This is a genomic window from Pseudomonas frederiksbergensis, assembly GCF_001952935.1.
Classification (GTDB): domain Bacteria; phylum Pseudomonadota; class Gammaproteobacteria; order Pseudomonadales; family Pseudomonadaceae; genus Aquipseudomonas; species Aquipseudomonas frederiksbergensis.
In genome coordinates this window covers 1,651,558-1,666,416 of record NZ_CP018319.1, presented here as the reverse complement: position 1 = coordinate 1,666,416, position 14,859 = coordinate 1,651,558, and the positions used below count along the sequence as shown (strand labels likewise).

Annotated in this window: 13 protein-coding genes and 1 pseudogene; 5 read left to right on the top strand and 9 right to left on the bottom strand. The window is 60.1% G+C overall.

From position 1 onward, the window contains the following. Window positions 1-2 precede the first annotated feature (2 nt). From PFAS1_RS07900 to cpaB, 3 genes are all read right to left on the bottom strand, one after another. Complete coding sequence (locus tag PFAS1_RS07900; RefSeq protein WP_076028773.1) at window positions 3-1,283, bottom strand: CpaF family protein; 1,281 nt, start codon at window positions 1,281-1,283, stop codon at window positions 3-5. Beyond that, window positions 1,280-2,476, bottom strand: a complete 1,197-nt coding sequence (locus tag PFAS1_RS07895) for a CpaE/TadZ family protein (RefSeq protein WP_076028772.1) — start codon at window positions 2,474-2,476, stop codon at window positions 1,280-1,282. Before PFAS1_RS07895 ends, PFAS1_RS07900 begins: the two co-directional genes overlap by 4 nt. Window positions 2,477-2,605: 129 nt before the next feature. Then, window positions 2,606-3,553, bottom strand: coding sequence for a Flp pilus assembly protein CpaB (gene cpaB / locus PFAS1_RS07890; RefSeq protein WP_076028771.1), 948 nt, complete (start codon window positions 3,551-3,553; stop codon window positions 2,606-2,608). 323 nt (window positions 3,554-3,876) lie between these two features. Between cpaB and PFAS1_RS07885 the strand changes: the two genes are divergently transcribed. After that, on the top strand, window positions 3,877-4,077 hold the full coding sequence (locus tag PFAS1_RS07885; RefSeq protein WP_076028770.1) for a Flp family type IVb pilin: 201 nt from the start codon (window positions 3,877-3,879) through the stop codon (window positions 4,075-4,077). 80 nt (window positions 4,078-4,157) lie between these two features. Continuing rightward, the gene (locus tag PFAS1_RS07880) at window positions 4,158-4,571 is read left to right on the top strand and encodes a response regulator (RefSeq protein ID WP_076028769.1); all 414 of its coding nucleotides are present in this window, start codon (window positions 4,158-4,160) and stop codon (window positions 4,569-4,571) included. An 87-nt stretch (window positions 4,572-4,658) separates the two neighbouring features. Here the strand turns inward: PFAS1_RS07880 and PFAS1_RS07875 are convergent, their stop codons facing one another. Next, window positions 4,659-5,513, bottom strand: coding sequence for a MaoC family dehydratase (locus PFAS1_RS07875; protein WP_076028768.1), 855 nt, complete (start codon window positions 5,511-5,513; stop codon window positions 4,659-4,661). Window positions 5,514-5,515: 2 nt separating this feature from the next. Next, window positions 5,516-6,868, bottom strand: coding sequence for a 3-oxoacyl-ACP reductase (locus tag PFAS1_RS07870; RefSeq protein WP_074873496.1), 1,353 nt, complete (start codon window positions 6,866-6,868; stop codon window positions 5,516-5,518). Between the two features lie 157 nt (window positions 6,869-7,025). On the opposite strand from PFAS1_RS07870, the gene PFAS1_RS07865 reads away from it, so the two are divergent. Further along, a complete protein-coding gene (locus PFAS1_RS07865) occupies window positions 7,026-8,303 on the top strand; it encodes an acetyl-CoA C-acetyltransferase (protein ID WP_076028767.1) in 1,278 nt (425 codons plus the stop codon). Here the strand turns inward: PFAS1_RS07865 and PFAS1_RS07860 are convergent. Further along, window positions 8,290-9,318 carry a bile acid:sodium symporter family protein gene (locus PFAS1_RS07860; protein WP_076031505.1) on the bottom strand — a complete coding sequence of 343 codons (1,029 nt, stop codon included), beginning with the start codon at window positions 9,316-9,318 and terminating at the stop codon, window positions 8,290-8,292. The genes PFAS1_RS07865 and PFAS1_RS07860 overlap by 14 nt on opposite strands. Before the next feature lie 84 nt (window positions 9,319-9,402). On the opposite strand from PFAS1_RS07860, the gene PFAS1_RS07855 reads away from it, so the two are divergent. Then, the gene (locus PFAS1_RS07855; RefSeq protein ID WP_076028766.1) at window positions 9,403-10,194 is read left to right on the top strand and encodes an AraC family transcriptional regulator; all 792 of its coding nucleotides are present in this window, start codon (window positions 9,403-9,405) and stop codon (window positions 10,192-10,194) included. 155 nt (window positions 10,195-10,349) lie between these two features. Here the strand turns inward: PFAS1_RS07855 and PFAS1_RS07845 are convergent, their stop codons facing one another. From PFAS1_RS07845 to PFAS1_RS30350, 3 genes and pseudogenes are all read right to left on the bottom strand, one after another. After that, window positions 10,350-11,297: an IS110 family RNA-guided transposase gene (locus PFAS1_RS07845; protein ID WP_074871984.1), complete on the bottom strand. Its 948-nt coding sequence runs from the start codon at window positions 11,295-11,297 to the stop codon at window positions 10,350-10,352. Between the two features lie 251 nt (window positions 11,298-11,548). Then, window positions 11,549-12,253 carry a methyl-accepting chemotaxis protein gene (locus PFAS1_RS30355; protein ID WP_415760826.1) on the bottom strand — a complete coding sequence of 235 codons (705 nt, stop codon included), beginning with the start codon at window positions 12,251-12,253 and terminating at the stop codon, window positions 11,549-11,551. A gap of 201 nt (window positions 12,254-12,454) precedes the next feature. Beyond that, window positions 12,455-13,339 (bottom strand): annotated as a pseudogene (locus tag PFAS1_RS30350) (cache domain-containing protein); the annotation flags it as partial. Between the two features lie 563 nt (window positions 13,340-13,902). Between PFAS1_RS30350 and PFAS1_RS07835 the strand changes: the two are divergent. Continuing rightward, the gene (locus tag PFAS1_RS07835) at window positions 13,903-14,796 is read left to right on the top strand and encodes a PA4780 family RIO1-like protein kinase (RefSeq protein ID WP_076028763.1); all 894 of its coding nucleotides are present in this window, start codon (window positions 13,903-13,905) and stop codon (window positions 14,794-14,796) included. Window positions 14,797-14,859 lie beyond the last annotated feature (63 nt).

Genomic DNA, 14,859 nt, shown 5'->3' with positions numbered 1-14,859 from the left:
CTTCAGTACACAGAGGGAGAGAGCGCCGACTCACGGCGCAGTTTGTCGCCGGCGGGGTTGACCGCCTCACGGATGAATCCGAAGCCGGTGCGCCGGTCGAACCGGAACAACGTGTTGGTGACATACACGTCATCACGCAAACCGATCACCTCCACCACTTCGCTGACGCAGCGGCGGCCGTCGGGCAGGCGCGTCAGCTGGATCACGACATCCAGTGCGGCGCAGATCATTTGCCGCAAGGTCCGTTCGGCGATGGTGCGGCCCGTTAGGCCCACCAGGGTCTCCAGGCGCAACAGCGCATCCTGGGCGTTGTTGGCGTGCACGGTACTCATGGAACCGTCGTGGCCGGTGTTCATTGCGGTGAGTACATCCAGCACTTCGACGCCACGAATTTCGCCGAGGATGATTCGGTCCGGGCGCATCCGCAGGGCGTTGCGAATCAGGTCGCTGGCCTTCACTTCGCCGTGGCCTTCGGCATTCGGCGGTCGGGTTTCCAGGCGCACCACATGAGGGTGGCCCAGTTGCAGTTCGGCGACGTCTTCGATGGTGACGATTCGCTCGTGAGGGTTGATCAACTGGCTGAGAATGTTCAGCAGGGTTGTCTTGCCGGTGCCGGTGCCGCCGCTGATCAGGATGTTGCAGCGTTGGCCCACGGCCTCCTGAATGAAGTCGAAGATCGCCTGATCGATGGTTTGCATCGCCACCAGGTCTGAGCTTTTGAGCATGTCCTTGCGAAATTTGCGGATCGACAGGCAGGGACCATCGAGCGCAATCGGCGGAATGATCGCATTGACCCGACTACCGTCGGGCAGTCGTGCGTCGACCATTGGCGAGGACTCATCGAGCCGTCGGCCCAGGGGCGCGAGGATCCGTTGCATGACCCGTTCGACGTGATGCGCATCGATGAAGCGCAGGTCGCTTAGATGCAGGATGCCGTCGCGTTCAATGAACACCCGGTGCGGGCCGTTGACCAGAATCTCCGTCACCGCCGGGTCCCGCAGCAACACTTCCAAGGGGCCGAAACCGGTGAGTTCATCGACGATTTCTTCGGCCAGACGCTCCATTTCATAGCGGGAAATCGCCAGGTGCAGCCGGGCGATGTACTCGGCAACCTTGTCGATGACGAACTGTGAGAGCAGCTGCCGCGAACCCTCCAGCAGGTTTTTGCCGGATTCCTCGATGGCGTCGATGATGTAGCGGTGCAGCACCAGTTTCAGACCTTCGTGGTCGGTGTTGCCGCTGGTGGTGCGTTCAGGTGCACCGAAAAGTTTTTCACCGCTCATTGCGCACCCCTCAACCGGTTGAACCAGCCAGGCCTGGGCTTGGCCAGGCCCTCGGAGCGCTTGGCCAACTGATCGCCGAGGGCGCGCAGGCTTTGAGTCAGGTTTTCGCGGGGGGCCAGTTCAAACAGCGTCACCCCTTGGTTCTTGGCGTTGAGCCGCACTTCCGGGCTGTAGACGAGGGTCGCGATGATCTCCATGCCGAAGCTTTTGCTCAAGGTGTCGGCGTCCGGTGCGACGTTGCGCAGGTAGCGGTCCACCAGCAGTCTGGCGTGATCGAGCTTCATGCCTTTTTCACGCCAAAGGCTGAGTACCGCCAGGTTGCGACGGCAGTCGAGGACGTTCTGATCGGTGTACCACAGCAACTTGTCGCAATGGGTGACGAAGGTGCGTAGCGCTTCGCTGTCCGGCTGGCCAGTCATGTTCACCACGATGTGCTGGAAGTGTTGGCGCAGGGCGCTGAGCAGCATGTACAACTCGGCGGTGCTGGTGTGTTCCAGCGGCATATCGTGGCTGGCGTAGGCGAGGATCCGCAACCCGGCGGCGCAGGTGGTGAACGCGCTGTCGATCAGCGTCGCGTCGAGGCGCCGCAAGTGCCTGAGTGCATCGCCGAAGTGGAACGAACTCTCCAGCCCGAGCAAGGCCAGGCTGTCACCGCGTGGCAGGCCCAGGTCCAGCAACAGCGTTTGCTGCCCGCTCTTTTGCACCACTTGCGCCAGGTGCGTGGAGAGCAGTGCGCCGTCGGCGTTGATCTGCACACCGTAGAGCACCGTCAGGCTGCCCAGTTGGGTGTTCGGGGCCACGGGCGGCAGACGTTTGCCCAGCCGTCGCACCAACCCCGCGACTTCACTGGAGCGCGAACCATAGGCCACGAAATCCCGTGCACCGGCGCGCATGGCATTGAGCACGAGTTGGTTGTCCATGCCATCGCCCAGCGCGACGATCGCCAGCATCGGTTTGGCTTCCAGGGCACCTTCGATCAGTGCGCTTTGGGCCACCACGTGTTCACGGTCCAGGCCGATGAACACCAGGCTGGCGAAGGTCACGTCCACCAGCGCCAGCAATTCGTCGAGGCTGCCACCACCGGCGCTGACCACTTGGCCCAACGGGGCGAGGGCGCCTTGCAGCCACTCAAGGTCGGTGCTGTTGCGCGTGATCGCGAGGAAGGTCTGGCTCAGGTTCTGGCTCTGGCTCATTGCGATAATCCGCCGCGTTTATCGAAGTTGCAGTTTTCGAAGAAGTACAAGCGATACCCGTTCGGTTCTTTGTTGTGCTTGAAACAGCGGCATGGAACGACTGGGCATTTAGATGCGTCCTTGCTCGATTCAGGGCGTTTGTTGGGTAATTTCGTTGCCGCGAATAACTTCCACGCTTGGCTTGCGCGGTGCTGTGCCGATGTGGGGGGCGGCAGGTTTGGGTGGGGGCGTCATGGCCAGTTGGCTGAACTGCATCAACTCGCGGTTGGTGCTGGCAAGACTGGCCGATGAAACTCTTTCGCCGGCCCAGTAACGAGCCAGGCGTTTTTCATCGGCGCTGCGTACGGCCAGGCGCAACACGCCGGCCTGGGCCGCGAGCATCAACCGACTCAGTAGTTGTTCGGGGACGGCAAGCAAGACGCTGCGGGCGTTGGCGCGCAATTGTTCCTGCTTGAGTTTTTCTTCGTTACTGCGGGCCGGGCTTGCGGGTTGACCATCGTTGGTCAACCCCATCTGTTCGCCTACGCCGAGCACCCGCAAGGCCGGCACCACCAGTTGCGCCGACGGTTGAGGGTTGTTGTTGTCCATGCGCAGAAACAGCAGCACATCGACATAGTCCCCCGGTGTCAGTTGCCCCCCGGCACTGATTACTTCATCCACGGCGACGGCGAGGGCGCGTTCATCGGGACGAATCATCCGCGCGAGTCTGCCGCCGGCTTCGAAGCTTTCATCACTGAGCCAGGTGCCGGCACTGAGGGCACGCCAGGGCGTTCGGCCAATGGCTTGATCGAGGCGGCTCAGGCTGCCGGCCGGGGCGGTACGGAGTTTTTCCAGGGTCACGTCGGCGGCGCTGATCGGTACGAACGGGGGCACATCATGCAGCAGCACCACCACGGGTTGGCGGGTGGGGTCGTCCACGGGAGCAGGTGTCTGGGCGGTGGGTGCAGGCGTGACAATTCCGGGTTGCACCACAGGCTCGGGAGCGGTTTGGCTGCTCAGCGTGAGGCCCCAGTAACCGGCAATAATGGCGCCCACCAGAAACAAGCCGGCCAGCCCCAGAGTGATACGACTGTTCATGACGGCTCTCCCTTTCCTGCTGCTTGAGACCTCGTCGTGCCCAACGAGACAACTTCGCAATCAGGCAGCTATGAACATGGAACTATTTCGCTATTTGACGGTAGCTCAGCTAGAGCAAAAAGCCATTACGGACCTGAAATTAACTAACGAAAGTAAGCAACTAGGGCGAAAACAAGACTTTTCTGGCGTCAACGAAGCAACTAATACTTTAGTGATAATTCGTTCTTACAGTTGTGGGTAGGTGGAATGCCGACAATGCTGAGGATGGCAAAGGGGAATCATGTTGCGATCGTGCAACACCCGCGTCTTTCAGGAGAACTGCCATGTCCTTTTCCAAGATTGCTCAGAAGATCAAATCCGAAATCGCTTTTTACAAAGGCCTGGCTAAAGATACCGAGGGTGCTTCGGGTATTGAGTACGCAATTGTTGCCGCCATGATCGCGGTGGTGATTGCCGGCCTCAGTGCAGGGATGGGAACCTCGATAACAACCCTGTTCGGCACCATCAAGGCCGCCATCGATTGACGCGAGAAGACGCAGTGGCAACTTGCTAATGCTCCAAAGGGCTTCTAACGTCAACGCTTAGTCCATTGCAGGTGTTGCCCATGAACGCTCCCTCACTTCCGCGCCAACAGCTTCTTCTGGTCGATGATGAGGAGGATGCGTTGCTCGAATTGGCGGAGTTGCTGGAGGGCGAGGGCTTCAATTGCTTTACCGCCACCTCGGTCAAGCTCGCGCTGAACCACCTGACACGCCACCCTGATATTGCGTTGGTGATCACGGACCTGCGGATGCCGGAGGAGAGCGGCATGTCGTTGATCAAACGGTTGCGCGAACATACGTCCCGCCAGCATTTGCCGGTGATCGTGACGTCGGGGCATGCCGACATGGAGGATGTCAGCGACATGTTGCGGTTGCAGGTGCTCGACCTGTTTCGCAAGCCGATTTATCACGTGCGATTGTTGGAGACTTTGAATAACTTGTTTCCGCAGCCTCGCATGGATTTAGTGAGTCAGTGATTGATCGTTCCCACGCTCTGCGTGGGAATGCAGCCAGGGACGCTCCGCGTCCCAAAGAGCGGAACGCAGAGCACAGGCACGATCAGGTCAGGCAACCGGCCGCCAATGCCCCGCCATATGCTCCAAATCCCCCGCACCCACCAACAGCAACTCCCCGCTCGACCCCGCCGCGCTGGCCAGCAATGTCACCTCACTGGGCAACCGCACCGGTTTCCTGAACTGCACCGCAATCTCGACATTCGCCGCCGGCAAATGATCGGCAAGCGCCGCTAGCGTTCGGGCCTTGTTCCACAACCCATGGGCGATGGCCGTCGGGAAACCGAAGAGTTTGGCGCTGACGGCACTCAGGTGAATCGGGTTGTAGTCACCGGACACTTTGGCGTACTGCCGCCCAATGTCCGCGGGCGCTTTCCAGCGGGCCACTTCCGGCATTTCCAGCGTCGAAGCCAACACTTTCTCGACGGGCTCGCCTGCCAGTTTGACCCCACGGCACAACATCTGGCTTTCAGCTTCCCACAACGCCCCCAACTGATCGTCGAGCGTCGTCACCAGGTCGAACGTCGCGCCTTTTTCATGGGGTTGAAGGTTTTGCACCTGAACGCTGACCCGCACACGATTCACGCCGCCCATTGGGCGAAAGACACGAATGCGGTTGCTCAGGTGAATCAACCCCAGCAACGGGAATGGAAACTCCCTGGCCGTCAACAATTGCATCTGCAAAGCGAAGCCGAGGATGTGGGGGTAGGTTGGCGGCAACAAACCGTTCTCGGCAAAACCGCAGACCTTGCGATAGTCCGCCAGGCGCGTCGGATCGACATTGATCCAGCAGCGCAAACCCGAATCGGGCAGGGTGGTGCCGGTGATTCTGCGTCGCGTCGCAGCCCGCACATACAATCCCGTCAGGCTGGGTTCGCAGTTGAGTGTGTGCCAATCGATGCTCATGCCTAAGCCCCCAATACACTTTGCCCGCACACCCGCAGCGCCTGCCCGGTGAACGCGCCGGTACCCGGTTGTGCCAGCCAGGCCACCGCTTCGGCGACGTCTTGCGGCAGGCCGCCCTGGCCCAGCGAACTCATGCGCCGCCCGGCCTCACGCACGGCGAACGGCAAGTGCGCGGTCATCTGGGTTTCGATGAAACCGGGGGCTACCGCATTGATGCTGATGCCGCGTTCATTCAACAAGGGCGCCCAGGCTTGGGCCAGGCCAATCAGCCCGGCCTTGCTCGTGGCGTAGTTGGTTTGCCCGCGATTGCCGGCGATGCCGCTGATGGACGCCAGCAGGATCACCCGCCCGTTGTCGTGCAGGGTGCCACTGTCGAGCAGTGCCTTGGTCAGCACTTGCGGCGCGTTGAGGTTGACCGCCAGCACCGCGTCCCAGAACTCCGGGGTCATGTTGGCCAGGGTTTTATCCCGGGTGATGCCCGCGTTGTGCACCACGATGTCGATGCCGTCGGGCAGTTGCTCGACCAACTGCGCGGCGGCGTCGTCGGCGCAAATATCCAGGGTAATGCTGCGCCCGCCGAGGCGTGCGGCGAGGGCTTCGAGGTCGGTCTTGGCCGGTGCTACGTCGAGCAGGATCACGTCGGCCCCGTCGCGGGCCAGGGTTTCGGCGATGGAGGCGCCGATGCCGCGTGCCGCGCCTGTGACCAGCGCCTTGCGGCCGGCCAATGGGCGAGTCCAGTCCGTCACCTGCGCGTCGCAGGCATTCAAGCGAATCACTTGCCCGGAAACGAACGCACTTTTGGGTGAGAGGAAAAACCTCAGTGGGCCTTCCAGTTGATCCTCAGCCCCTTCGCCGACATAAATCAGCTGCAAGGTGCCACCGCTGCGCAATTCCTTGGCCAGTGAACGGCTGAAGCCTTCCAGCGCTCGCTGGGCACTGGCGGCGAAGGGATCGCTCAAGTTCTCCGGATCGCGCCCCAGAATCACCAGATGCGCGCTGTGATCGAGGTTTTTGATCAACGGCTGGAAGAACTCGCGCAGCTGTTTGAGTTGATCGGTCTGCACCAGGTCACTGGCGTCGAACACCACGGCTTTGAGTTTTGGGCCGTGGCCGGGAATCCACGCGGTGGCCAGCGAAGGCTCGGTGCCGTAGCTGTAAATCGCGTCAGTCAGGCGGTTGGCAAAGGTGCCGATTTTCTCCGTCAACGGGCCACCGCCGATCAACAGCGCCCCTTCGACAGGCCGCAGCCGGCCGGCTTGCCAGCGCTCCAGCCGAACCGGCGACGGCAGACCCAGGGCCCCGACCAAACGATGGCCGATGGACGAATTAGCGAAGTCGATATAACGGTCGGACATGGAACGCGCTCCAGCGGCTGGGATTGAAAGTGTGGACCATGAATGGCGATCAGTCGTTCGATCCACGAGATTAGGCCTACGCTTGGCTATTGTAGGAGCTAGCTTGGCTCCTACAGGGGGTTGGTTTTCAATTTGGAAATTTCATCAGGAGCTTTTCATGACTCAACTGCGCCGCGTTGCGATTATTGGTGGTAACCGTATCCCCTTTGCCCGGTCCAACGGGCCGTACGCCACTGCCAGTAACCAGGCGATGTTCACCGCAGCGCTGGAAGGCCTGATCGAGCGCTATAACCTTCACGGTGTGCGCATGGGCGAAGTGGCTGCGGGTGCGCTGGTCAAGTATTTGCGCGATTCCGGCCTGACCCGCGAATGCGTGCTGGGCTCGCGGTTGTCGCCGATGACGCCGGCCTACGACATCCAGCAAGCCTGCGGCACGGGGCTGGAGGCGACATTGCTGGTGGCGAACAAAATCGCCTTGGGTCAGATCGAATGCGGCATTGCCGGTGGCGTCGACACAGCTTCGGACGTGCCGATCGGTGTTAACGAAAGCTTGCGCAAGATCCTCCTGCAGGCCAACCGCGCCCGCAGCACCGCCGACAAACTGAAAACCTTCCTGCAACTGCGTCCCCGTCATTTGATGCCCTACTTTCCAAGCATCGGCGAGCCGCGCACCGGCCGGACGATGGGCGAACACTGTGAAATGATGGCCCAGACCTGGAGCATCCCGCGTGACGAGCAGGATCAGCTGACCCAGGAAAGTCATCAGAAACTGGCCGCGTCCTACGCCGAAGGCTGGCACAACGATTTGATCACACCGTTCCTCGGCCTGACCCGGGACAACAACCTGCGCCCGGATCTGACCCTGGAAAAACTCGCCTCACTGAAACCGGCCTTCGAGAAAAGCGCCAAGGGCACCCTGACTGCGGGCAATTCGACGCCGCTCACCGATGGTGCATCGGTGGTGTTGCTGGGCAGTGAGGAATGGGCGAAAGAGCGCGGCTTGCCGATCCTTGCCTATTGGCGTGACGGCGAGACGGCGGCGGTGGATTTTGTCAACGGAGCGGAAGGATTGTTGATGGCGCCGGTGTACGCGGTGCCGCGTTTGCTGGCGCGCAACGGCCTGACCTTGCAGGACTTCGATTACTACGAAATCCACGAAGCCTTCGCCGCGCAGGTGCTCTGCACATTGAAGGCCTGGGAAGATCCGGAGTATTGCAAAACCCGCCTCGGTCTCGATGCGCCACTGGGCTCCATCGACCGCAGCCGTCTCAACGTCAAAGGCAGTTCACTGGCGGCGGGGCATCCCTTTGCCGCCACCGGGGCGCGCATCGTTGCCAACCTCGCGAAGTTGCTGGATGCGGCGGGCAAGGGTCGAGGGTTGATCTCGATCTGCGCCGCCGGTGGTCAGGGGGTTACGGCGATTATCGAGCGCTGAGGGTTAGGGCGTTTTGCTGTTGCGCCAGCTGCCGATTGCGGTTGGCGTAACCCTCGGCCATCACCGAGCAGACGATCAGCTGCAGCGGGTGGTAGATCATGATCGGCAGCAGGATCAGCCCAAGCCCCGGGTTGGCGCCGAAGATCAGCGCTGCCATCGGCGCTCCGGCGGCCAGGGATTTCTTGCTGGCGCAGAACACCGCGGCGATTTCATCGGCGGGGCTGAATTGCAATGCGCGAGCGGTGCGGGTGGTCATCCACAGGATGATCGCCAGGAGGATCGCACTGCCGATCAGTGCCGTGAGGATCACGCTGTTGCCCTGCTTTTGCCACATCCCCGAGACCATCGAATTGCAGAACGCCGCGTAGACCAGCAACAGAATCACCAGTTTGTCGGCGATGTTGGTGTAGCGCTTGTGGCGGGCGAAGAACTTGCCGAGGAACGGCCGCAACAATTGGCCGAGCACCAGTGGCAACAGCAACATGGCGCAGAGGTCGAGCAGGGTTGAGCCCAGATCGATGCCGCCAGCGCCGCTGCCGACCACAAAACTCACCAGCAACGGCGTCAGGAAAATCCCCAGCACGCTGGACAGGCTCGCGTTGAGAATCGCCGCCGGTACGTTGCCGCCCGCGCTGCCGGTCAGGGCCACAGATGAGGAGATGGTCGAGGGCAGGGCACAGAGGTACAAAAAGCCCAGCATCAATAACGACGGAATGTGCGAACCCAACAGCTTGTCGCTCAGCAGCCAGATCAGCGGAAACACTGCGAAGGTGAAACCCTGGACCATCACGTGCAGCTTCCAGTTTTTCAGGCCGTGAGTGATCTGCTCGCTAGACAGGTTGACTCCGTGCAGGAAGAACACCAGGAACACGCCGATGTTGATCACGTATTCAGCGTGCATGCCGCCGCCGGTGGCGCCGAAGGTCGGGAAGAAATACGCCAGCAGCGTGGCGATCAACATGCCACACAAGAACCAGTCGGTGACCACGCGTTTGAGGTGTTTGAAGGCATGCATAACAGGCACCGAATACATTTGTAAGAATTGGTGACTTAGCCTAACGTCGGCTCCAACAGCCGTCTTGCGACATAAGGCCAATCAATGCCGACTAACGGACAACTTTCCCTTGAACGGACGATTCCGACGCTGACGGCATTGCCGCGTGCGCTGTATGCCCGAGCGGAAAGTCTCACCGCCGGTTCATGGACCTCGCCCCATCGACACGATTGGGTGCAGTTTTCCTACGCAATCAGCGGCGTTCTCGGCGTGCTCACTGCCGAAGGCAGTTTCTTTGCGCCGCCGCAGTGGGGTATCTGGATTCCGGCGGATCTCGAACACCAGGTGGTGACTTCAATGCGCGCCGAGATGCGCAGCCTCTATGTGCGCCGCGAGGATTGTGAATGGGCGGAGGAGCGTTGCCGGGTGCTGGAAGTGACGCCGTTGGCCCGGGAGCTGATCAAGAGTTTTTGTTTGCTGCCGGTTGAATATCCACAGGGCGACAGTCAGGACGCGCGGCTGGTGAGTGTGCTGCTGGACCAGTTGGCGCATCTGCCGGAGGTTGGCTTCTCGCTACCGTTACCGCGTCATGAACGGTTGCTGGGGCTGTGCAACGAGCTGATCGAAAGCCCTGAGCGCAATGTGACCTTGCAGGCGTGGGCCGAGCGGTTGGGGACGTCGGAGAAGACCTTGATGCGGCTCTTTCAGCGTGAAACCGGGTTGAGCTTTCGAGGGTGGCGCCAGCGGATGCGGCTGCTGTCGTCGTTGAGTTTGCTGGAGGAGGGGGACAGCGTGACGAATGCCGCGCTGTCTTGCGGGTATGACTCGACGTCGGCGTTTATTGCGGCGTTCAAAAGCCTGTTCGGGTTTACCCCCGGAGAGTTGTTTCGGCAGTGATGATCGTTCCCATGCTCCGCGTGGGAATGCCTCAAGGGACGCTCCGCGTTCCAGCTTTCGAATGGGACGCGGAGCGTCCCGGGCTGCATTCCCACGCAGAGTGTGGGAACGATCAACAAAACCCTGTGGGAGATTCTATGGTTGAGGGAAAGCCCTCAACTGGCTTTTGGCTGATATTCGCTTTGCCCTTTCAGCAAGGCGAATACCACCCGAGCAAGCTTGCGAGCCAGCATCACCAGCGCCTGAGTGGTGCTGAAACCCCGCGTTCTTTGTTCTTCGTAATACCCTTTCCAGGCTTTCGTACGGCTAGCCGACATCGCTGCATTGTGCAGAAGTCGGCGGGCCTCGGGGTCGCCGCGCTTGGTCAAACTGCGGCGAGCGTCCTTCTGTCCTGATTTCGCCACCCGTAAATCCATGCCCAGGAAGGCGATAAATGCATCCGCGTTTCTAAAATCTCCTCGCTGAAATGCAGTTATCAAGCGGGCCCCAGTCAAAAATCCAATACCCTCAACTTTCAGGCAGCGCTTCAATTGACCGAGCAAACCGGCTTCTTTGAGCTGATCGTTGATCGTCTTTTCGATCAGCGTCTCAAGCTGCTGCATGGACTTCACTTGCTCGGCAAAAGCCGCCTTGAGCAGCGGCTCATTCGACCAGCTCTGCACCAGGCCGACCCTGGCCTGGACCAAGGCTGCGCGACGGCGGAAAAGGCTCAGGAGCTGGCGGTACAGCGGTGAGGGCGGGGTCCAAGGACGCAACTCCTCGGCTTCGTTCTTCAAGTAACGAGCCAGCAGCTTGGCATCCAGTGCGTCGGTTTTGGCGCGGATCTTCACGCCTTCGCGATAATGTTTGAGTTCATAGCCTCCCACCATGTAAATCGTGCAACCGGCCTCATAGGCCAGATCAGCGAAGTCCAGGTGGTAAATGTTGGTCGCCTCAATGGCAATAGCCACCGTCCCCGACAACGCCTTCAGCCACTGCTTGATGGATGTTTTGGTGTTGGGAATCTCTTCAAGCAAATCCCCATCAGACTGATAAATCACCAGTTCATTCTTGGCGACATCCACACCTACGATCGGCTTTGTGACAGAAACCGGCATTGCCATTGGATTTCCTCCGGGATATGGTTTTAAGCACTTGAAGGGCTCACCCAGAGGCGCAGGCTTGTTCCTATCGTCGGTCTAGCCAGATGCATTCTTTATCGGCGCTTGGGTGAAAGGAGGAGGGGCGAAATCTCCCACGGTCTGTACTGCGTCAACAGTCAGAATCGAGCCTTGTCCCTCCTCCTCCCTTCAAGTCCTACCATACAAGCGAGCCTGCTCGCGATTGGCCGCGCAGCGGCCACCGGGATTCTGAATCAGGTTCTGAAACGGCGCACCAACCCATCCAGCTCATTCGACAACCCGGCCAGGCTCTGCGAATCCAGCCGCGCCGAGTTCGCCAGTTCCGCCACCAATTGCGCATCACCATGAATCTGGCTGATGTGCCGATTGATGTCTTCAGCCACCTGATGCTGTTCTTCCGCCGCGGTAGCGATCTGGGTGTTCATGTCGCGAATCACGTCGACCGATTCCCGAATCAGCCCGAAGCTGCTGCGTGCTTCACCGATTCGCGTCACCGATTGCTGGGACACTTCCAGGCTCGCATGCATTTGCTGGGTCACCTGACTGGTACGTTTGGCGAGGTTGCCCAGTAAACCGTCGATTTCCGCCGTGGAATCCGCCGTGCGCTTGGCCAGCGCCCGAACTTCATCGGCGACCACTGCAAACCCACGACCCTGTTCGCCGGCCCGTGCCGCTTCAATGGCCGCGTTCAGTGCCAGCAGGTTGGTCTGTTCGGCAATCGAGCGAATGGTCCCCAGGATTGACTGAATGTCGTTACTGTCGCGCTCAAGTTGCTGCATCGACTGGGCCGATTGTTCGATTTCCTGGCTCAGGCGATCAACACTGGTCACGGCTGCATCAATCTGTTGCTGACCTTCACGTGCCTGGCGCTGGCCGCTGTCGGCCGATTCCGCCGCCTGGCTGCAAGAGCGGGCGACTTCGTTGGCGGTGGCGACCATTTCGTGGAACGCCGTGGACACCATGTCCACCGCTTCACGCTGACGCCCGGCGGCTTCGGCCATGTCGCTGGAGACCTGGGTCGAACTCTTGGAGGTGGCGAGGATCTTGGTCGCGGCACCGCCAATGCTCTGGATCAAGTTGCGAATCGCCGCCAAAAACTGGTTGAACCAGTTGGCCAGTTGCGCGGTTTCGTCGCTGCCACGGATTAGCAGGTTCTTGGTCAGGTCGCCTTCGCCTTGGGCGATGCCTTCCAGACCGCTGGCCACACTGCGGATCGGCCGCACGATCAGACTGGCGAAACTGGCGCCGACGATGGCGAAGAGCACCGCGAGCACGGCGGCGATGATCGCGATCAACCAGGTCAGTTGGGTGGCCGAACTCATCACGTCGGTCTGCTTGATCAGGCCGATAAAGGTCCAGCCCAGCTGCTCCGACGGCCAGACGTTGGCCATGTAGCGTTCGCCGTTCAGCTCGACTTCCACCAGCCCTTTGCCAGCCTTGGCCAGTTGCGCGTAGCCGTCGCCGAGGCTGCTCAGCGCTTTGAAGTTGTGTTCCGGTTGCTTCGGATCGACCAGCACGGTGCCGGTGTTTTCCAGCAGCATCAGGTAGCCGGTTTCACCGAGCTTGATCTGTTTGACGATTTCGGTGAGCTGCTTGAGCGTCACGTCGATGCTGACCACGCCGCCATGGGTGCCCAATTTGTTATCGATGGTGCGCACGGTACTGACGTACGTCGCGTCGTCCTGGGCCCAGTAATAGGCCTCAGTGCGAAATGGTTTGCCCGGTTTGGCCTGGGCAGCCTTGTACCAGGGGCGCTGGCGCGGGTCGTAATTGTTCAGCTTGGCATCGTCGGGCCAGGACACATAACCGCCCGCCGCGGTGCCGAGAATGGCATAGGCGTAGGACGGGTGACTGTTACCCAGGTCCTGAAGGAGAGCGAAGACCTTCTTGTCCATCTCGCCTTGGGGAATGCTCTCGGCGTTGGCGCTTATGTAGGTCTTGAGGCTGTCATCGGAGTTCTTGATCAGCGGTTGGGTCGCCAGGTAATCCACGTTCTGGCTGATGCCGTCGAAGAACAATTGCATGGCGTTGCTGACCTGACGAATCTCACGGCCACTGCCGTCGACGAAACTGTCCTTGGCATCGCTGCGCAAGTTCAGCACAACCAGGGTAGCGACCAGCACCACCGGCAAGCAGGCGATGATTGCAAACGCCCAGGTCAACTTCTGTTTGATGTTCATCCGCGCTCCAGATTTTTCTTGTAGGCCCACGCAGTGCAGATGACTCGCGGATTATTGGCAGCCGTAAACGATTGTCGGACAAATCACTTTGTCTCTGATGACTTCGGCTGGCCGAGGCGGAAATTGAGGCCAGTGAAGAAAAATCCTACGAAGGGTATGAATCCAGATGTCAGCTTTTGTCGTAAATACCCGTTTGGCCCTTCAGCAACAAGTGACGCAGGGTCAGCTATGATCTGTGGCGGCCGATGATGACTGGCGGTTGTTGACCGATTAATCCGGCACGTTGTGTGCTTGTTGACGGTTATTGGAGCGTTCATAGGTCGGCAACCCCTCCCCCGAATGAGTGGATTGCCGTATAACGAATGACTTTCGCGTGTTTGGTAATAAAGGACCCCCAATAAAAGCTGATGAAGACTCCAAAACGCATTGAACCCCTGATCGAGGACGGTCTGGTCGACGAGGTGCTGCGCCCACTCATGAGTGGTAAAGAAGCAGCTGTTTATGTGGTGCGCTGCGGCAACGAGTTACGTTGCGCGAAGGTCTACAAGGAGGCGAATAAACGCAGTTTCCGTCAGGCGGCCGAGTATCAGGAAGGCCGCAAGGTGCGCAACAGCCGTCAGGCTCGAGCGATGGCCAAGGGCTCCAAGTTCGGCAAGAAAGAAACCGAAGACGCCTGGCAGAATGCCGAAGTGGCGGCGTTGTTCCGTCTGGCCGGTGCTGGCGTCCGGGTTCCTCAGCCGTACGACTTCCTTGAAGGCGTGCTGCTGATGGAACTGGTGGCCGACGAGTACGGCGATGCCGCGCCGCGTCTGAACGACGTGGTGCTGGAACCGGATCAGGCGCGCGAGTATCACGCGTTCCTGATTTCGCAGATCGTGCTGATGTTGTGTACCGGTCTGGTGCACGGTGACCTGTCGGAGTTCAACGTACTGCTGACCCCGACCGGTCCGGTGATCATCGACCTGCCACAAGCGGTCGATGCGGCGGGCAACAACCACGCCTTCAGCATGCTGGAGCGGGATGTGGGCAACATGGCGTCTTATTTCGGGCGGTTTGCGCCGGAGTTGAAAAAGACCAAGTACGCCAAGGAAATGTGGGCCCTGTTCGAAGCCGGCACCTTGCACCCGGCCAGCATCTTGACCGGCGAGTTCGATGAGCCGGAAGAGTTGGCCGATGTTGGCGGGATCATGCGCGAAATCGAGGCCGCACGCCTTGATGAAGAGCGCAAGCAAGCGATCCGCGCGGCAGATGACACACCACCGGGCAAAGCCGAAGAACCGCCTCCGCCCTGGATGCAGTGATCGGTTAACGAAAAACCCGGCTTCGGCCGGGTTTTTTGTAGATGCCTGTCACCTCATCCCCAA